21 protein-coding genes are annotated in these 18,275 nt (G+C 59.6%); 7 read left to right on the top strand and 14 right to left on the bottom strand.

Annotation, left to right across the window (positions count from 1 at the left end):
- Positions 1-49: 49 nt before the first annotated feature.
- A complete protein-coding gene (locus L2I46_RS12115; RefSeq protein ID WP_012968476.1) occupies positions 50-1,333 on the top strand; it encodes a YeaH/YhbH family protein in 1,284 nt (427 codons plus the stop codon).
- Between the two features lie 45 nt (positions 1,334-1,378).
- On the opposite strand, the gene L2I46_RS12110 is transcribed toward L2I46_RS12115, so the two are convergent.
- Complete coding sequence (locus tag L2I46_RS12110) at positions 1,379-1,942, bottom strand: hypothetical protein (protein WP_048297308.1); 564 nt, start codon at positions 1,940-1,942, stop codon at positions 1,379-1,381.
- 158 nt (positions 1,943-2,100) lie between these two features.
- Here L2I46_RS12110 and L2I46_RS12105 point away from each other — a divergent pair, with 158 nt between their 5' ends.
- Positions 2,101-2,583: a glutathione peroxidase gene (locus L2I46_RS12105; protein ID WP_236947889.1), complete on the top strand. Its 483-nt coding sequence runs from the start codon at positions 2,101-2,103 to the stop codon at positions 2,581-2,583.
- A gap of 121 nt (positions 2,584-2,704) precedes the next feature.
- Here L2I46_RS12105 and L2I46_RS12100 read toward each other — a convergent pair whose 3' ends face one another.
- A complete protein-coding gene (locus L2I46_RS12100; protein ID WP_032452501.1) occupies positions 2,705-3,016 on the bottom strand; it encodes a hypothetical protein in 312 nt (103 codons plus the stop codon).
- 91 nt (positions 3,017-3,107) lie between these two features.
- Between L2I46_RS12100 and L2I46_RS12095 the strand changes: the two genes are divergently transcribed.
- Complete coding sequence (locus L2I46_RS12095) at positions 3,108-3,203, top strand: hypothetical protein (protein ID WP_232689797.1); 96 nt, start codon at positions 3,108-3,110, stop codon at positions 3,201-3,203.
- Between the two features lie 70 nt (positions 3,204-3,273).
- On the opposite strand, the gene L2I46_RS12090 is transcribed toward L2I46_RS12095, so the two are convergent.
- Complete coding sequence (locus L2I46_RS12090; protein WP_044522291.1) at positions 3,274-4,155, bottom strand: LysR family transcriptional regulator; 882 nt, start codon at positions 4,153-4,155, stop codon at positions 3,274-3,276.
- 175 nt (positions 4,156-4,330) lie between these two features.
- On the opposite strand from L2I46_RS12090, the gene L2I46_RS12085 reads away from it, so the two are divergent.
- A complete protein-coding gene (locus L2I46_RS12085; protein ID WP_048334769.1) occupies positions 4,331-5,521 on the top strand; it encodes an MFS transporter in 1,191 nt (396 codons plus the stop codon).
- On the opposite strand, the gene L2I46_RS12080 is transcribed toward L2I46_RS12085, so the two are convergent.
- The 8 genes from L2I46_RS12080 to L2I46_RS12045 form a co-directional block, all read right to left on the bottom strand.
- Entirely contained in the window at positions 5,518-6,534 is a 1,017-nt protein-coding gene (locus L2I46_RS12080; RefSeq protein WP_236947888.1) for a C45 family autoproteolytic acyltransferase/hydolase, read from the bottom strand. The genes L2I46_RS12085 and L2I46_RS12080 overlap by 4 nt on opposite strands.
- Positions 6,535-6,555: 21 nt before the next feature.
- The gene (glnQ, locus tag L2I46_RS12075) at positions 6,556-7,278 is read right to left on the bottom strand and encodes a glutamine ABC transporter ATP-binding protein GlnQ (RefSeq protein WP_236947911.1); all 723 of its coding nucleotides are present in this window, start codon (positions 7,276-7,278) and stop codon (positions 6,556-6,558) included.
- Positions 7,279-7,280: 2 nt separating this feature from the next.
- Positions 7,281-7,937, bottom strand: coding sequence for a glutamine ABC transporter permease GlnP (gene glnP / locus L2I46_RS12070; RefSeq protein ID WP_023289264.1), 657 nt, complete (start codon positions 7,935-7,937; stop codon positions 7,281-7,283).
- A 51-nt stretch (positions 7,938-7,988) separates the two neighbouring features.
- Entirely contained in the window at positions 7,989-8,741 is a 753-nt protein-coding gene (glnH, locus tag L2I46_RS12065) for a glutamine ABC transporter substrate-binding protein GlnH (protein ID WP_023289263.1), read from the bottom strand.
- A gap of 127 nt (positions 8,742-8,868) precedes the next feature.
- A complete protein-coding gene (locus L2I46_RS12060; protein WP_171005034.1) occupies positions 8,869-9,423 on the bottom strand; it encodes a carboxymuconolactone decarboxylase family protein in 555 nt (184 codons plus the stop codon).
- A complete protein-coding gene (locus L2I46_RS12055) occupies positions 9,420-10,748 on the bottom strand; it encodes an aspartate aminotransferase family protein (protein ID WP_048297302.1) in 1,329 nt (442 codons plus the stop codon). The genes L2I46_RS12060 and L2I46_RS12055 overlap by 4 nt, the downstream gene beginning before the upstream one ends.
- Before the next feature lie 128 nt (positions 10,749-10,876).
- Positions 10,877-11,734, bottom strand: coding sequence for a MurR/RpiR family transcriptional regulator (locus L2I46_RS12050; RefSeq protein ID WP_064154862.1), 858 nt, complete (start codon positions 11,732-11,734; stop codon positions 10,877-10,879).
- 124 nt (positions 11,735-11,858) lie between these two features.
- Positions 11,859-12,767, bottom strand: a complete 909-nt coding sequence (locus L2I46_RS12045; protein WP_023289259.1) for a LysR family transcriptional regulator — start codon at positions 12,765-12,767, stop codon at positions 11,859-11,861.
- Positions 12,768-12,867: 100 nt separating this feature from the next.
- Between L2I46_RS12045 and L2I46_RS12040 the strand changes: the two genes are divergently transcribed.
- Together L2I46_RS12040 and L2I46_RS12035 are read left to right on the top strand one after the other, a co-directional pair.
- On the top strand, positions 12,868-13,977 hold the full coding sequence (locus L2I46_RS12040; protein WP_102002553.1) for an alkene reductase: 1,110 nt from the start codon (positions 12,868-12,870) through the stop codon (positions 13,975-13,977).
- A 2-nt stretch (positions 13,978-13,979) separates the two neighbouring features.
- A complete protein-coding gene (locus L2I46_RS12035) occupies positions 13,980-14,573 on the top strand; it encodes an ester cyclase (RefSeq protein WP_065805828.1) in 594 nt (197 codons plus the stop codon).
- 90 nt (positions 14,574-14,663) lie between these two features.
- Here the strand turns inward: L2I46_RS12035 and L2I46_RS12030 are convergent, their stop codons facing one another.
- Entirely contained in the window at positions 14,664-15,413 is a 750-nt protein-coding gene (locus L2I46_RS12030; RefSeq protein ID WP_023289256.1) for an SDR family oxidoreductase, read from the bottom strand.
- Positions 15,414-15,579: 166 nt separating this feature from the next.
- On the opposite strand from L2I46_RS12030, the gene L2I46_RS12025 reads away from it, so the two are divergent.
- Entirely contained in the window at positions 15,580-16,485 is a 906-nt protein-coding gene (locus tag L2I46_RS12025) for a LysR family transcriptional regulator (RefSeq protein ID WP_236947887.1), read from the top strand.
- Positions 16,486-16,491: 6 nt separating this feature from the next.
- Here L2I46_RS12025 and L2I46_RS12020 read toward each other — a convergent pair whose 3' ends face one another.
- Together L2I46_RS12020 and L2I46_RS12015 are read right to left on the bottom strand one after the other, a co-directional pair.
- Entirely contained in the window at positions 16,492-17,757 is a 1,266-nt protein-coding gene (locus L2I46_RS12020) for a Y-family DNA polymerase (protein WP_065805789.1), read from the bottom strand.
- Positions 17,758-17,759: 2 nt separating this feature from the next.
- Positions 17,760-18,179 carry a translesion error-prone DNA polymerase V autoproteolytic subunit gene (locus tag L2I46_RS12015; RefSeq protein WP_032452491.1) on the bottom strand — a complete coding sequence of 140 codons (420 nt, stop codon included), beginning with the start codon at positions 18,177-18,179 and terminating at the stop codon, positions 17,760-17,762.
- Between the last annotated feature and the right edge of the window lie 96 nt (positions 18,180-18,275).

Raw genomic sequence — 18,275 nt, 5'->3', positions numbered from 1 at the left:
CAGCTGAATGATGATAAGTAAAGTTGGCTAATGCAGTACAGGAGGGCATATGACCTGGTTCATAGACCGACGCCTGAACGGGAAAAACAAAAGCGCCGTCAATCGTCAGCGCTTTTTGCGCCGTTATAAGGCGCAGATTAAACAGTCGATCTCCGAGGCCATCAACAAGCGCTCGGTGACCGATATTGAGAGCGGAGAATCCGTCTCGATCCCGACGGACGATATCAACGAGCCGATGTTTCATCAGGGTCGCGGCGGGCTGCGCAACCGCGTCCACCCTGGCAACGACCATTTCGTGCAAAACGACCGCATCGAACGCCCGCAAGGGGGCGGCGGCGGCGGGGGCGGCGGTCAGGGGCAAGCCAGCGCCGATGGCGAAGGGAAGGATGAGTTTGTCTTCCAGATTTCGAAAGATGAGTACCTGGATCTGCTGTTCGAAGATCTCGCCCTGCCGAACCTGAAGAAAAATCAGCACCGGCAGCTGAACGAGTTTAAAACCCATCGCGCGGGCTTTACCTCTAACGGGGTGCCGGCCAACATCAGCGTGGTGCGTTCGCTGCAGAACTCGTTGGCCCGCCGGACGGCGATGACCGCCGGCAAGCGCCGTGAACTGCGCGCCCTGGAGGAGGATCTGGAGACCATCAGCCGCAGCGAACCGGTGCAGCTGCTGGAGGAGGAGCGCCTGCGCAAAGAGATTGCCGAACTTCGGGCTAAAATTGAACGGGTGCCGTTTATCGACACCTTTGACTTACGCTACAAAAATTACGAAAAACGGCCGGAGCCCTCCAGCCAGGCGGTAATGTTCTGCCTGATGGACGTCTCAGGCTCGATGGACCAGGCCACCAAAGACATGGCCAAGCGCTTTTATATCCTGCTGTATTTGTTCCTCAGCCGGACCTATAAAAACGTCGATGTGGTCTACATCCGCCACCATACTCAGGCGAAAGAGGTGGATGAACACGAGTTCTTCTACTCTCAGGAGACCGGCGGCACCATCGTCTCCAGCGCCCTGAAGCTGATGGATGAAGTGGTGCAGGCGCGTTATGACCCGGCGCAGTGGAACATCTACGCCGCCCAGGCGTCGGATGGCGACAACTGGGCCGACGACTCCCCACTGTGCCACGAACTGCTGGCGAAGAAAATTCTGCCGGTGGTGCGTTATTACAGCTATATCGAAATTACCCGCCGGGCGCATCAGACCCTGTGGCGCGAGTATGAACACCTGCAGGCGACCTTTGATAATTTCGCCATGCAGCATATCCGCGACCAGGAGGATATCTACCCGGTATTCCGCGAACTGTTTCACAAACAATCGTCTAAAAGTGAAGCGTAGTGAAATACTCAGCCAGTGAGTCGAGTGACTTGCTGGCTATTTTCCTCAGACACAAGGCCCGATGGCACAGCCATACATCATGTAAAACGGAAACAACGGGGCCATGGCGACGGCGCCAAGCGAGCTAATCGTTTTGGTCTTATCATTGATTGATACCACAACGGGGTGCGCTAACTGGTAGGCGGCGGCCAGATCTGACGCGTCCGATGCCGTCCAAAACCCTGTCGCTTTAAACAACACCCCGAGGCGATCGTTATCAATCTGCACCGCATGATACTGATTTACCAGCTCGCTATGCTGCCCGGCATCCAGTTTGCGCTGATCCATCACCACCAGATATTCCGCCGTCACCTCATGTTGTTCCACGACAAAGTTAACCCGCACGCCGGAAGCCTGTTGGTGAAAGCGCTCATAAAAGGTCTTATAACGCTGATATTCCTCAGGCACACCGTCACGGACAAAGCGGTAACTGTATTTCGCTGAGCTGGCGACAATACCGGACTCTGTGGGTTTCATCGCCACAATGGTATCCCGAGGCGGCAAGTTTGGCGCGCTGGTACAGCCTGCGAGTATCGCCACTACGACCAGCGATAAGATATATTTCACCATTTTCAGCCGTTCCTGTTCGCGATTTTTTCTATGACATCTGGCGTTTTTTTAACACTCCAGGTACAAATCCCTAACCCTGTGTATCATAACTGCCTAATCTGCTTCAAACATTCGCGCGATCGTCAGCGTTGAACTATTTCTACTCTCAGGAGCCTGCTATGACCCCTTTTTATCAATTGACGGCTACCCGCCTGCGCGGACAGCCCCTCTCCATGGCTGACTATGCTGGCAAGGTGGTTCTGGTGGTGAATACGGCCAGCCATTGTGGCTTCACGCCGCAATATGCTGGCCTTGAAGCGCTCTACAAAAAGTACGCGGCTCAGGGGCTGGTTGTGCTTGGGTTCCCCTGCAACCAGTTTGGCAAGCAGGAACCCGGCGGTGCGGATGAAATCGAGCAGACCTGTCACGTTAACTACGGCGTGAGCTTCCCGATGTTTGAGAAAGTGGACGTCAACGGCCCCGCCGCGCATCCGCTGTTTCGTTATTTGAAACAAGCGTTGCCCGGCGTGCTCGGCGGACGGATCAAGTGGAATTTCACCAAGTTCCTCATCGGTCGCGACGGCACTCCCCTCACGCGTTTTGCGCCGTTCACGACGCCGGAGAAAATGGAAGCCGCCATTGCTGCCGCACTCAAACGCTAAGTGTTCCTGTCATTCCACGCTCACCCAACGGTGGCTGGCTGCCCATGCAAGGTAGAGGTCGATCTCACGCGGCCAGCAACCGTCTGTGGTTGGCCTAACTTCCGCCTGCCCGACACGCAGCCTACAGCGGCGACACGGCCTCAACCTCATGCTGAAACACGTAGGGGTCGGAGAGCAGTTCGAATACTTCGTCGTCCGGATAGGTGACCGCGACGTGATAGTCTTCGCCTGCGAAGGCTTTGACCGCCGCGAGATCCTGCCAGTAGGTGGCGAGAAAGAAATGCGCCCATTCGCCCTGGTTTTCCCGGCGCACCAGCGCGCCCCTGTTGCCGGGGATACCCCGGGCGTGTTCCACGCCGGTCAGCTCAAGGTGCTTTGCAAACCCCTCGGCATGTTGCAATGGCACACAGCCGTGCCAGGTCCTGACAATCATTTGCGTTCTCCTGTGGTAATCAACCTCTCACCCTAACATCGACAGGCATTTTTGGGGGAGCGCAACAAGGCGGCGCTGGCAACAACGCAAAATTATTTTGCCGGACGAGGGTATCCCCTCACTCTGCAGTATTTTCGACTGCGGCGCAGCATTGGGCCGAATATTGCGCGGTGAGTATGACTGTTAGCGGGCGCGGAAAAAATCGTGGCTCGTCAGCCCGGGGGGAGCTTATCGATACACGCCCAAGCCGCGTCCCTTCAGGGCATCGCCAGCCGCTCTTGATGATCCGCAAAGAGAGCGATGAGATGGTCGGCGAGAACCCGCACGCGTCTTGACCCGGCCAGGTCGGAATGCATCACCAGCCAGAGGGTCTGATCCGCGCCGATCTCCGGCTGCAGGCACTGCAGGCCGCTGGCCCGCGCCATAAAGTGCGGCAGGACGCCCAGTCCGAGGCCCGCGGATACCGCGGAAACCTGGGCCACGAGCGTATTGGCTTCGACTTTACACGGCCGGCCGCGCAGGGTGCGCGTGATCCATTGGGCGGCCGGCAGGTGCTGGTGAGTTTCCGGCCACCCCACAAAGTCCGCCTCGCTCAGCGACAGGCCGTCCGCCCCGGCCAGATAGCCGGCGGCGCCATAGACGCCAAACCCCACCGTCCCCAGACGCTTTAACGTCAGATGCCCGGCCTCAGGCTTGACCATACGGATCGCCAGATCGGCATCCCGACGGTGCAGGTTCACCGGCTGCACGCCGCTCAGCACCTCCACCCGCAGCTCGGGATATTGGTCCAGGAGCCCTTTCAGGGAGGGCAGAATAAAATGCGTGGCCAGGTTGTCCGCGGTGGCCAGGCGGACAACCCCGGCGACATGCCCCTGCAGTTGCGCCGCTTCGCCGAACGCCAGGCCTGCGTATTCCAGCGCCTCAGCCCGCGCGAGCAGGGCTTCGCCATCGTCGGTCAGGCGATAGCCGCTCTGATGGCGGCTGAAGAGCGGAACGTTCAACGCCTGCTCCAGCCGATCCAGCCGGCGGGAGACCGTGGCAATCCCCATGTTCATCTTGTCGGCGGCGCCGCTCAGCGTTCCCGCCCGGGCGATGGCGAGGAATATGCGCGCATCATCCCAGTTAAATTCTGCGGTCATCTATTTTCCATCTATGGAAAACGACTCTCCGTTTTCCGCTCTTTTTTATCAGTTTCGCAGGGATGATACTGCACGCCACTCGCGGAGACAACCAGGCCATCCGGTCGCCTGCTCGCTCCTCACCGGAACGTCCGCGCACCGCGCGGAACGCTCCTTTCCTAAGGATACGCCTGATATGAAAGAGATTGCTTTACCCCTCCACCCGGCGCCGGCGCGCGTCTGGATAGCCGTCGTTGCGCTCGGGATCTGCGCCTTTTCGATCGTCACCAGCGAACTGGCGCCGGTGGGCATGCTCAGCGCCCTGGCGGCGGATTTTCACCAGACGGAATCCGGCATGGGCCTCGCCGTCACCGCCTATGGCTGGGTGGGCGCCCTGGCGGCTCTGCTTTCCGGCGCGATGCCGGCGCGTATTTCCCGCAAGGCGCTGCTGGTCGGGCTGATGCTGATCCTGGCGCTTTCCTGCCTCGCCGCAACCCGGTCTCATTCGATGTTCGCCCTGATGAGCGCCCGCATGATTGGCGCCCTGGCGCATGGCGCCTTCTGGGCCTTAATTGGCATCGTCGCCGCGCAGCTGGTGCCGCCGCACCGGCTGGGGCTGGCCACGGCGATCATTTTTGGCGGCGTGTCGGCGGCAAGCGTAGTGGGGGTACCGCTGGCGAGCTTTATCGCCACCCTGGCGGGCTGGCGACACGCGTTTATGGCGATGGCCTTGCTGTCACTGGCCGCCGCTGCGGCGCTGTGCTCGACGCTGCCCCCGCTGGCCGCCCCTGCCTCCGTCAGGCTGCGTGTTTATCGCGATATTTTCCGCAATCCGCTGCTCGGTGGCCTGTATGGCGCCACGGCCTGCATCATTACCGCTCACTTTGCCGCCTTCACCTACATTGAACCGCTGCTGATAAATCTGCAGGGAGTCCCGGCGACCGCCCTCTCCGGCCTGCTGCTGCTGTCAGGGGTTTCCGGGCTGCTGGGTAACGTTATCGCGGGTAAGCTTATCGATCGTCATCTGAAGGGGCTGATTTTCGCTGCGCTGCTGCTGAGCGGTGGCGCGCTGGCGATCCTTGGCGCCGCCCGTCTTGCGCCACTGCCGTTCTGTTTTAGCGGGCTACTGTTAGCCCTGTGGGGCGCCGGCATCGCGATTGTGTTCGTCGGCTTACAGACCTGGCTGCTGCGCAGCGCGGGCGCGGTCGCCCAGCCGGCGTCAGCCATTTACGTGGCCATTTTTAATGCCGCCATCGGCACCGGGGCGCTTGTCGGCGGCCAGCTGATCGCCTCAGCTGGCCTGTCGGGAATGGTGTGGCTGGCGGCGGGGATCATGGTGGGCAGTACGCTGCTGATCGCCCTGCTGAAAGCGCCCTCGGCCCGCTAAACGCTGCCCTGTAAAACCGCGTTTTCACGGTCCAGAGTGAAGACCTGCCACACGACGCGGGTCGCGCTCAAGGTAAAAATGGCCGTCGCCAGCGTATTTTCCTCATCCGGATCGTCGGGAGACAGCCGGTAAATCGGTAACAGCGGATCCTGCTGGTCGGAGAGCATCGCTTTCGCTGTCACGCCATCCAGCGGCGGGTTCGTCGCCAGCCACGCGTCCAGGCGCCGCTGGCGCGAACCGGAGCTCCCGGTCACGATCTGTTCAATGGCCGCAAGCTGGGGATGGATCAGATGGTTGGCATGCCCGCCGGTGGCGGACAACTCGAGCACCGAGCTGCCGGAGCCGGTGGCTTCCACGCTAAACAGACGGCTATCGCCCATCTGGCCCAGGGTGTGGTGAAACGCGCCCGCGCGCGGCGTGGCGCTCAGCAAAGTGACGGCTTCCTCTAAGGTGGCGGCGTTCAGCGATGCGCGGGCCACAATCTGGCGCGGCATGCCGTCCGGACGATGCACGGTGCGAATATTGTTGACCGTATTGACTATCCCCTTCTCATTCACCGCGAAGGTGTGCCCGCACAGGGAGCCGGGATAGGCAAAGCTGGTGAAGGCGAGGCCCACCTCCGGGGTTACGCTGACGATGGCGCACTCTTCACGCAGCTGCGGGAAGCCGTCTTCATTGTGCGCAATGATCAACGCGCCCTCCGGGCTTTTCCCCGCCAGGGTGGTGCAGCCATCTGACGTCGAACGTACCAGATCGCCGCGACAGTTCCAGGCGAACACCTCATCCACCGGCGCCTGCAGCCCCTCCGCCATGCCCTCCAGCTCCTGCCAAATCAGCGGGAACTGCGCCTGCACGGCTGCGCGCATGCGCTGGGTCTGTTCCGCCGTTTTCAGGGCGGTTACGGTTTGCCACAGCGCCGTTTGCCTGATTTTAGTATGCCAGGCCTCACGACCAAACGCGCCAAGCTGCTGACCGACCGCATAGGCGGAACCACGGATTGCGATTGTTTTCATATTGTCATCATTCACTTATGTTCAGGATACGTGTTGCAAAAACTCTTGCAGACGCGGATTGCTGCTGGCCGTGAGCAGCGCCTCAGGTGAACCATCTTCGGCAATGGTGCCGCCATCAATAAAGATCAACCGGGAAGCCACCTCTCTGGCAAAGCCAATCTCATGGGTCACAATCACCATCGTCATGCCCTCTTCGGCCAGGGATCGCATGACCTTTAACACCTCATGCCGCAGTTCGGGATCGAGGGCGGATGTTGGCTCATCAAATAACATCATTTTGGGTTTCACCGCCAGGGCGCGCGCTATCGCCACGCGCTGCTGCTGACCGCCCGAGAGCTCTGCCGGATAGTGGTTGGCGCGTTCACGCAGCCCCACGAGGTCCAGCAACGCCAGCGCCTGCTCCCGCGCCGCGGCCTTACTCTGCTTGCGCACGCGAAGCGGACCGAACATAACATTCTCCAGGGCGGTCAGATGCGGGAATAAATGAAACTGTTGAAACACCATACCGGCTTCGCGGCGAATATCACACTCATTCGCGTGCGGATCCGTAATGTGCATGCCCGCCACCAGCAGCGTTCCCGAAGAGATCGCCTCCAGCTTGTTAATGCAGCGCAGCAGGGTCGATTTTCCCGAACCGGAAGGACCGATGATCACCACCACCTCGCCCGCTTCAATCTTTAAATTGATATCGTGCAGCACCTGAGTGGCGCCGAAGTTTTTCGCTACCGCGCTAAATTCAACCATGCTCATAAAATATGGATCCTTTTCTCAAGTTGTTTCAGCAGGAAGCTCAGGCACAATGTCAAAAACAGATAAATCATCGCCACCGCCGTCCACACCTCCAGCGCCCGAAAATTGCCGGCAATAATCTCTTGTCCCTGACGGGTTAATTCTGCCACGCCAATGACAATAAACAGCGAGGTATCTTTAATACTGATAATCCACTGATTGCCTAATGCCGGGATCATCCGCCGAAAAGCCAGCGGCATTATGACATGCCACAGGGTGCTGCGCGGCGATAATCCCATCGCCAGGCTGGCTTCTTTAAATCCTTTATTAATCGACAGAATCGCCCCCCGGGTGATCTCCGCTATATAAGCCCCGGAGTTAATCACAATGGTGATAATGGCGGCGGGAACCGGGTCAATACGCACTGGCAACACCATCGGCAGGGCGAAGTAGATAAACATCACCTGCACCATAATTGGCGTCCCGCGGATGACTTCCACAAACACCAGCGATACCGTTTTGGATATTGTTCCGCCTAATGCGCGGCAGGTCCCGGCCAGCAAGCCAATGATTAATCCACCTAACAAGCCTGATAACGAAATAATCAGCGTCAGCTGCAAACCTTGCATCAGCAGCGGCAATGCATCCCAAATATAGCGACTGTCAAAATTCATGCTTCTACCCGTAAAGAAAATATGAGGTCGGATCGCTCCGACCTGGCAGGGTTATTTCGGCTGTTTAGCAAACCACTTTACGTAAATCTTGTCGTAGGTGCCATCGGCGCGCAGGGCCTGCAGGGCCTGGTTGACTTTTGGCGTCAGGCTGCTGTTTTTCTGCATCGCAAAGCCATACTGCTGTGGCAGAATGCTGTCCGTCTCACCGGTGGATTTGACCTTGCCGTTACCCGCCGTCTTCACGTAGTAAAGGACATTCGGTGAATCATGAACCACGGCATCGAGATTACCGGCCTGCAGGTCAAGGTAGGCGTTATCGATATTCGGGAACTCGATATAATTCGCTTTATATTTGCTTTTCATAAAGCTGGCTGCCGCTGTCCCCTGCTTAAGGCCGACTTTTTTCCCGGTCAAATCGCTGAATTTAACAATGGAGTTGTCGGTACTTTTCACGGCCATGAGCAGGTCGGCATTATAATATCCTTCGCTGAAGTCCACGACCTGCTTGCGCGCATCGGTAATCGTTATTCCCGCCATCGCCACATCCAGATTACGCGACTGCAGACCGGGGATCAGGCCGCCGAAATCCATTGGCCTTAATTCGTAGCTGATATGCATTTTCTTCGCAATCGCGTCCCACAGATCGATATCAAAGCCCACATATTTATCGCCTTGTTTAAATTCAAATGGAACAAAGGCAGTATCGACACCCACCGTTATTTTATCTTCTGCTGCTGTCACAAAACTGGCTGAACAAATAACTAATGCCAGCGTCAGCTTTAATTTCTTAAATAATCCACTCATAATTACCCTCAGCGTCAGTGAAATAGCCTACAACGAACGTCATCCTGCGAAATATCTCGCCGGAAGAACCAATAATAAGAGCTGATATGCCGGGCGCAGTTTTATGCGCCCGAATAAAATCGATAACTTATTCAGAAAACAGAGCGTCAGAGGTATCCGGTACTGGCGTTTGCGCGCTGTTCATCACCATGGAGAGAAAACTGTAATAACCGTTTATTCCAATCAGATCCACCACGCCCTTCTCGCCCCATAACTCAATGGCTTGTTGCCAGGTCTCATCGCTGACCTTTTGCTGTTGATGCAGCTGCTGACAGAAGTCATAGATCGCCTGCTCATCGGGCCGCAGATCCGCGGGCCGGCGCCTTTCCTTAATCGCCTGCACCGCCGCGGCAGAGATCCCTTTCTCGCGGGCTATCGGCGCATGGATCGCCCACTCTACCGGCTGCGACCAGTGCCGCGCGGTCAGCAAAATCGCCAGTTCAGAAAGACGCTGGCCCAGCGCGCTGCGATAGCGCAGGTACTCCCCCATACGCTGGGCATGGGCCATCAGCTCGGGACTACGCAACAGCGGCTCAAAAGGCGGCAGTAAGGCGCCGCGCGGTCCGTTGATGATCTCTTCCGCTAACTGACGCTGCCGATCGTCCCATTCCTGTTCCGCCAGGGGCGGTAAACGATTGATCATAATTTCCCCGTCTCTTCGCGGATCACGCTGTTCAGGGTATCGACCACAAAATCGAGCTGCGCCGGGGTGATGATAAACGGCGGTGCAATCAGGATGTGGTCGCCAGACTGGCCATCGATCGTGCCGCCCATGGGATAGACCATCAGTCCGCGCGCCATACAGTTTGCTTTGATCGCGGCGTGCAGCTTCAGGGCAGGATCGAATGGCGTTTTGTCGTCTTTATCGCGCACCAGTTCGACCCCCGCAAACAGGCCGCGTCCGCGCGTATCACCGACATGCGGTAACTCCCCCAGCACCTCGCGCAGCGCCTTGTGCAGATAGGCGCCCTGCTGTTTGACGGCGTCCAGTAAATTATCGCGCGCGATCACCTGCTGCACCGCCAGGGCTGCCGACGCGGCGGTGGCATGACAAATGTAAGTGTGACCGTGCTGGAACAACCCGCTGCCCGCCTTCAGCGCGGAGACGATGGTCTCACTCGCCAGTACCGCCCCAATCGGCTGATAGCCTCCGCCGAGTCCCTTGGCGATGGTCACTAAATCGGGCACCACGTCGTCCTGTTCAAACGCATGCAGCGTCCCGGTCCGCCCCATACCGCACATCACCTCATCCGCGATGTACAGGATGCCGTATTTGTCGCACAGGCGGCGGACCCCTTGCAGATAGCCCGGCGTCGGCGGCGTGGCTCCCGTCGTCGCTCCCACCACGGTTTCCGCACAGAAACCGATGATCGTTTCCGGGCCGGCCTCAAGGATGGCTTGCTCCAGCTCATTGAGCAGACGTTCGGTATACTGTTGCTGGGTCTCGTCAGCCCGGCGATCGCGGTACTCATTGCAGGCGGAGACGCGAATGACATCCATTAATAAGGGGGCAAACTGGCGACGGCGCCATTCGTTACCGCCCACCGCCAGCGCGCCCAGCGTATTGCCATGATAGCTCTGTTGACGGGCGATAAAGCGGGTGCGCGATGGCTGGCCGATCTCCACAAAGTACTGCCGCGCCATCTTCAGCGCCGTCTCTACCGCCTCAGAACCGCCCGAGACAAAGTAGGCGTAGTTAAGCTCGCCGGGCGCCGTGCGGGTGAGATGTTCGGCAAGCTGCTCGACGGCATCGCTGGTGAAAAAGCTGGTATGCGCATAGGCCAGCCGATCGATCTGGCGGTGCATCGCCGCCAGCACATCAGGGTGCGCGTGTCCGAGGCAGGAAACCGCCGCCCCGCCACAGGCATCAAGATACGGTTTTCCCTGAGCATCAAAGATATAGGCCCCTTGCGCACGTGAGGCCACCATCGGCGTGCTACGCAGGCTGCGGTGAATGACATGACTCATACTGGGTTCTGCTCCTGAATCCGCTACATTAATTGAGCGTATCTTGCAGGATCCATTTGGATCACGTCAACGAATTAAAGATATAAATGCATCCATTATACTTATAACTGATACATTTGAATCATTTATCAGGACTTACCGGGGATCACGTAGGCGCCAGACTCAATGAGATAGCGTTCGGCACTTTCAATTTTACTCACCGCCTCCCGGCCGTGGCGCACCACCAGCATCGCCAGCAGACACTCCGCCAGCCCCATGCCGGAGACCACGGAAGGGAAAAATGACGGACTGTCGATGGAGAACAGCAGCGTGCAGTCTGCCGCCTGCGCTAAGGGGGAAACCGGCGAATCGGTAATGGCGAGGATCTTCGCCCCGGCCTGCCGGGCTGCCCGTAAAACATCCAGTGATTCGCGTGAATAGGGCGCAAAGCTGGTGAGTAAGACGCAGTCCCGGGCGGTGAGTTCACGGGTAAAGACTTCGATATTGCTGGCCAGGCCATCGATTAACGATACCTGGCGGTTGAACAGTCGATAGACATAGAACAGCGACCACGCGATCGGAAAGCTGGCGCGGAATCCGCAGATATAGACATTCTCCGCGCTATCGAGCAAGGTCACCGCCTGCTCCATCTGCTGGGCATTTTCGTTTTGCGTAAAGGTCAGGTTCGCCTGATGCGCCTGAAATACCTCTTTATACAGCTGCGTTTGCGTGCCGCGGGCCATCATTTTTTCCGCTTTTGATACGTATGTATCATTGCGCAGCCCCAGGTCGTCAATGAAATCGCTTTTTAGCTCGCTCCAGCCGCGGTAGCCCAGCCGCTGCGCCAGACGCAGCAGCGTCGCCGGTTTTACCCCGGCTTCCGCCGCGAAGGCGCGCATGGATAACACCACCAGCTGACTGGCATTTTGCAGTGAGAACTCGGCGGCGCGTTGCAGCTCGGGCGACAACCCGCCGAATTCATTAATGATTTTTTCCCTGAGATTCATGGCAGCCACTGACTGGTTTTAAGTGAAAGCTATCTAATCATATTTGAGATCAAGACTCTATAGGCTGGCATAACACCCGGGGGCCATCCTTTGCGGTTCTGAGCATGACTAACCGCCGTGCCCGTCACCTCTCCAGCCAGTCGATAAAAAACGCCATAAACGCCGATACCTGAGGGGGCTGCAGCTTTCGCTGGGGAAAGACAAACTGCAGCCCAACCTCCTTGCGGTCTAACCGGCTGAAACCGGTGAAGCGGTCGGCAAACAACACCTGAAGCCGCCCCTCCTCGACATCCCTCTTCACATCCCACCATGATTTACCGGCGATCCCCGCCCCGCTGAGCGCCCACTGCCGCAGCAGTGCCCCATCGTCGCAGACCATCGCCGGCGTCACCCGGATGACCTGCTCTTTTCCCGCCTCCTCAAAGCGCCACTCGTTCATCACCACGCCGTGCCGCTCCAGCGCCAGGCAGCGATGATGATGCAGCGCCTCGGGCGAAGCAGGCGTTCCACGGGCGGCAAGGTAAGCCGTCGAGGCCACCAGCACTCGGTGGTTAGGACGAATGTGGCGGATGGCCAGGCTGCTGTCCGGCAGGTTACCGACGCGAATGCTCATATCCAGCCGGTTGGCGACCAGATCCTCCACGCGCTCGCCTAAGTAGACGGAAAAGGTCACTTCCGGGTGACGGCGGGTAAAGTCGACGATGGCCGGGCTAAGGTATTGTCGGCCAAAGTCGGAGGGGGCGGAAAGGCGAATATCGCCGCTCAGGACCCCCTCTTTTTGCGTCAGCAACGACTCGGCGTGGCGCGCCTCCTCCAGCACGCGCCGCGCGGCATGATAAAAATCTTCCCCCGCGTTGGTCAGGGTGATAGCCCGCGTGGAACGATGGAACAGGCGGGTCTGATAACGCTCTTCCATCGCCTTCAGACGTGCAGTCATGGTGGCCGGCGAGAGCGACAACCGTCTGCCGGCGGCGGAGAGTCCCCCCGCCTCGGCGACGGCCACCAGCAGCGCCATATCTTCCAGTTTGCCCATTTTTCGCATTTCCCGAAAAGTGAATCTGTTTTTCGTCTAATTATCAAAATCAGATCCCGACTGTAAAGTGATTTCCATTCCACTCGCAAGGGACATCATTATGAATACGCTCTCACTTTTTGATCGTCATCGCATCGGTACGCTGCCGCTGAAAAACCGCATCGTCATGGCCCCCATGACCCGGGCGCGCGCCCTGCAGCCGGGAAATATCCCCTCCGCGCTGATGGCGGAGTATTACCGCCAGCGCGCCAGCGCGGGGTTGATCGTCACGGAGGCGACGCAAATCTCTCCCGAGGGACAGGGGTACTCCTGGACGCCCGGCCTGCATTCCGCAGACCAGATTGCCGGCTGGCAGCTGACGACCCGGGCCGTACACCAGGCCGGCGGCGTTATTTTTTCTCAGCTCTGGCACGTGGGACGCATGTCGCACGCCCGTTTTCATGCGGATGGTCAACCCGTGGCCCCCTCGGCGCTGGCGCCGGACGCCCAGGTCTGGGTGGTGGATGAGCAGGGCCGGGGCCAGATGGTGGACTGCCCACCGCCGCGGGCGCTCTCCCGGTCGGATATCCAGCGTATTGTCGCCGATTACCGCCAGGCGGCGCGCAATGCGATCGCGGCGGGGTTTGACGGCGTGGAGGTGCACGGCGGTAATGGCTATCTGATCGACCAGTTCCTGCGGCGTACCGCCAACCAGCGCACCGATGAGTACGGCGGTAGCCTGAACAACCGGATCCGTTTTGCCCAGGAGGTGCTGACCGCCATCAGCGACGCTATCGGCCGCGAGCGGACGGGCATCCGCCTTTCCCCCTTCATTACCCAGCGCGGGATGAATGACCCGCAGGTGATCGACGCCATCCTTGCCCTGGCGGCCTGGTGCGAACAGCAGGGTATCGCCTTTATCCATCTGGCGGAGGCGGACTGGGACGATGCGCCAGCCGTTCCCCGGCACTTCCGCGACACGCTGCGCGCAACCTTCAGCGGTACGCTGATCGTGGCCGGGAATTACGATCAGCAGAAGGCGGAGCGTATTCTTGGCGCCGGTCTCGCCGACCTGGTGGCTTTCGGCCGGCCGTTTATTGCCAATCCCGACCTGCCGCAGCGGCTTCAGCACCGCTGGCCGCTGGCGACCGTCAGCGATCCCGGCACGCTGTTTGGCGGAACGGCGGCGGGCTATACCGACTATCCCTTCTATACGGAGCATAAAGAGTGAAAATGACCCACAACATGTTACCTGCCGGGCGTGGTGTCGCTGTGGTCTGCACGCAGGCCAGACGCGGCATCACGCGCCGTCGCTGCGCCACCGCGCTGCTGCTTGCCGGGATATCCGGCTCCGCGTTTTCAGCCCCGCAGGGTTTGCTGAAGCCAGCCCAGCTCATCGTTGATAGCAGCCTTCCCGCTGCCACACGCGCCGCCAATGAATATGTCGCCAGGCAATACGCCACGTTCTGGAATACCGGCGATGAAGCGCTGGCCCGGGCGGCGCTGGCGGGGAATTTTATCGATAAAACGCCCCCGGAAGGGCGCCGACAGGGGCCGGAAGGAGCGATCCTTGCCTCCAGAGCGTTTCGCCAGGCGGTGCCGGATTTACGCTGTGATGTCGAACAAATGATCGTGGCCGGTGACCGGGTGGTCTCACACTTACATTTTCATGGCCACTTTACCGGGACCTTCGGCACCCGGCAGGGTAAAGGACAAAATATCGATTTTATCGCCACCGATATCTATCAGATCAGCGGCGGTAAAATTGCCGCCAACTGGCATATTGAAGATAACCTGACGCTGATGAAACAGCTGGGCGCGCAATAAGCTGCCCACCCGGACGATGAGTAAGCGATCGGCAAAACCACGAGCCGCCCCGGTATCCGCCGGGGCTGCTCGCCTGGCGGAGTCCGGCGCTTAAATTTGCGCCAGCCCGCCATCGACATAGATCTCTGCGGCGTTAATAAAGCTCGACTCGTCAGAGGCTAAAAACACCACCGTCCGGCCAATCTCCTCCGGCTCGCCCAGCCGTCCGAGCGGTACGCTGGCAGCCAGGGCGTCGAACAAGCCCTGACGGTCCGCCTCCGCCACCAGCCCGCCCAGACCCGGGGTACGTACCGGCCCCGGGCTGACGACATTGATGCGGATCCCGCGGTCGTTCACCTCCAGCGCCCAGGAGCGCGCCAGGCTGCGTACCGCAGCTTTACTGGCGCTATAGATGCTGAAGTTCGCCGTCCCTTTGACCGCCGCCGTAGAGCCGGTCAAAATCACCGAGGCGCCGTCGGTGAGCAGCGGCAGCGCTTTCTGCACGGTGAACACCACCCCGCGCACGTTGGTGGCGAAAATCCGCTCGACGTGCGCTTCGGTGATGGCGCTCAGCGGCAGCATATCCCCGCCGCCAGCATTGGCGAACAGCACATCCAGGCGGCCGGACTCGTCGGCAATGGTCGCAAATACCGCGTCAAGGTCGCTTAACACGGCGGCGTCGGCGCGGATCCCGCGGGCGGCGGGCCCGATGAATCTTACCGCCGCATCCAGCTCCTCCTGTCGGCGGCCGGTGATATACACCTTCGCGCCCTGCTCCGCCAGCGCTTTCGCCGACGCCAGGCCAATCCCGGTGCTGCCGCCGGTCACTAACGCCACTTTATCCGCAAGTTTTTTGCTCATGGTGCATTTCCTTGGTTAGAGTATAAACAGGCCAGGCTCGCGAAAGCGCCCCGCCGGGTATGGAAAGCACTGTAATCGCCTCAGAGAGGCGGAAAAATGGCCTAATCTGAAAAACACTTTTCCCCTCCGTGGATAATGACGTCCAATAACCAGGATCACGCCCATAATGGACCGGTTTTCAGCCCTCAAAGCCTTCACCCGCGTTGTCGAAGCCGGCAGCTTTACCCGCGCCGCGGACTCGCTGGATATGCCCAACGCCACCCTCAGCAAAACCATCAAGCAACTGGAAGCGCACCTGGGGGTTTCCCTCCTGCAGCGCACCACCCGGCGTATTACCGTAACGCCGGAAGGACGGGAGTACTATGAAAAAGCTCGCTGCCTGCTGGAAGACCTGGAAGAGATCGACGCCTCCTTCAATACCGCCCACAATAAGCCGAAGGGCCATCTGCGGATCGCCATCGGCGGGTCGACCGCGCGCGATGTGCTGATCCCGCTGCTGGCGGACTTTATGACCTCCTGGCCGGATATCCGTATTGATTTGCAGGTGGCCGATAAACCCGCGGACCTCATCAGCGGCAATATTGACTGCGCCATCCGCGGCGGGCCGATGGAAGACTCGACGCTGATCGCCCGTAAAATCGGCGAGGCGACGCTGGTTACCTGCGCCACCCCTGACTATCTTCAGCGCTGCGGCACGCCCGCCTCGCCGGATGAACTCCATCATGGCCACCAACTCATCAGCTATCTGTCGCCGGCCAGCGGCAGAGCGTTTCCGTTTCGCTTTACGCGTCACGGCGTCAGTACCGAGCTCAAGACAGAGCCCCATCTCGGCATCAATGAGAGCAACGCGCATATTGCCGCCGTCGAGGCGGGCTTAGGCATTGTGCAGACCTTTACCTATTCGCTAAGACCGGCGCTGGCAAGCGGCAAACTGGTGGAGATCCTCAGCGCCTGGCGCCCGGCCCCCTATCCCTTTCACGTCGTCTATGCCCGGCACCGGCACGTCCCGCCCCGGCTCCGCGTCTTTATTGACTGGCTGGCGGCGGTTTTTCCGGCTGCGGTGCAGGGATAAAGCGCGTTATCTGACGCGGAGCAGGTCGCCGTATCGCGTGGTGTAGCGCGGCGATAGCATCTCTCGCCTCATCTGCCACTGCTGCTGGATCCCCTGGCCGGCAAAATAGAGCGCCCCCCTGCCGTTTTTCGCATTCAGCTGGTCGAGCACCTGCATCAGCCTGGCGCTGTTCTGCCGCGGGGCAAGCTCGTCGAACAGGTTCAGCTGGGCGACGCCCTGGCTGTAGAAATCGCCGAGCATCACCCCGGCCTTCTGATAGCGGTGCCCCGCTTTCCATATGGCGTCCAGGCAGCTTGTCGCCGCGGCGATAATATCCCGGGAATCCTGCGTCGGCGTCAGCAGCTTCAGCGAGGCGCTGTTGCCGTAATAGGGTTCATTCAGCGCGAAGGGGCTGGTTTTGACAAAGGCGGAGACGAACCGGCAGTACTGATGCTCACCGCGCAGCTTTTCTGCTGCCCGCGCGGCATAGCTGCAGATCGCCTGGCGCATATCCTCATAGGCCGTAATGCGATCCCCGAACGAGCGGCTGCAGATAATTTCCTGCTTCGCGGGGGCAAACTCCTCCAGCGCCAGGCAAGGCTCGCCGCGCAGCTCCCGTACCGTTCGCTCGAGCACCACCGTGAAGTGCTTGCGGATAAAGCGGATATCGCTCTCCGCCAGCTGGAGTACCGTGCCGATCCCCATCGCCTCGAGCTTTTTGCCGATCCGCCGCCCGATGCCCCAGACCTCACTCACCGGCAGCAGCGCCATCAGCTTTCGCTGCCGCTGCGGGCAAGATAAATCCACTACCCCGCCCGTCTGCCGCTGCCACTGTTTCGCCGCGTGGTTGGCCAGCTTCGCCAGGGTTTTGGTCGGGGCGATCCCGACGCCCAGCGTCAGATGGGTGCGCTGCTGCACCGTGGCGCGGATTTCCCGGCCAAAGTCAGTCAGATCTCTACAGTGGCGCACGCCGCTGACATCGCAAAAGGCTTCATCGATACTGTAAATTTCGCAGCGCGGGGCGAGCTCTTCCAGGGTGGACATCACCCGGCTGGACATGTCGGCGTACAGCTCATAGTTGCTGCTGAACGCCACGACGCCGTGGCGAAGAAACGCCGCCTTCTGCTTAAAGTAGGGTTCGCCCATTTTCACAAACGGCTTCGCCTCCGCCGAGCGGGCGATCACGCAGCCATCGTTGTTCGACAGCACCACCACCGGCCGCCCCTTCAGGTCTGGCCGGAAGGCGGTCTGGCAGCTCGCATAGAAGGCGTTCACATCACAGTGCGCGAACATGATCAGCCCGCCGCCTTGATGATGTAGGTCACCACGCCGAAAATATCGAGCGTCTCCTCGCGGCCGACCACGATGGGCGAATAGGCCGGGTTCATCGGGTTAAGCTGCACCCGCGGCAAAAGCTGCAGCTTTTTTACGGTAAACTCGCCGCCGACGGCGGCAATCACGATATCGCCATGCTCCGCTTTGCGCGCGCTGTCCACCACCAGCAGATCCCCTTCGTCAATGCCGGCGTCGATCATGCTGTCGCCAGCGGCTTTGACAAAATAGGTCGCGCTGGGATGCTGCACCAGCAGCTCGTTGAGGTCGATTCGCTTCTCGACATAGTCCTGAGCCGGGCTGGGAAAGCCGCACTGCACCAGGTCGGCAAAAAAGGGAAAGGAGACAATCTGACGTAGCTCAACCGGCGTGTAAAAGTTCATTTTTCAACCCACCATATAATGTCGCGGTAGGGATACCCGTTACCGGATACCCCCCGCACAGATCCCGGCGTGCGCGATTTACGCACCGGGCTCCTG

The sequence above is a fragment of the Klebsiella sp. 2019SCSN059 genome, from assembly GCF_021739525.1.
Classification (GTDB): domain Bacteria; phylum Pseudomonadota; class Gammaproteobacteria; order Enterobacterales; family Enterobacteriaceae; genus Klebsiella; species Klebsiella quasipneumoniae.
This window is presented reverse-complemented; position numbering and strand designations above follow the sequence as displayed.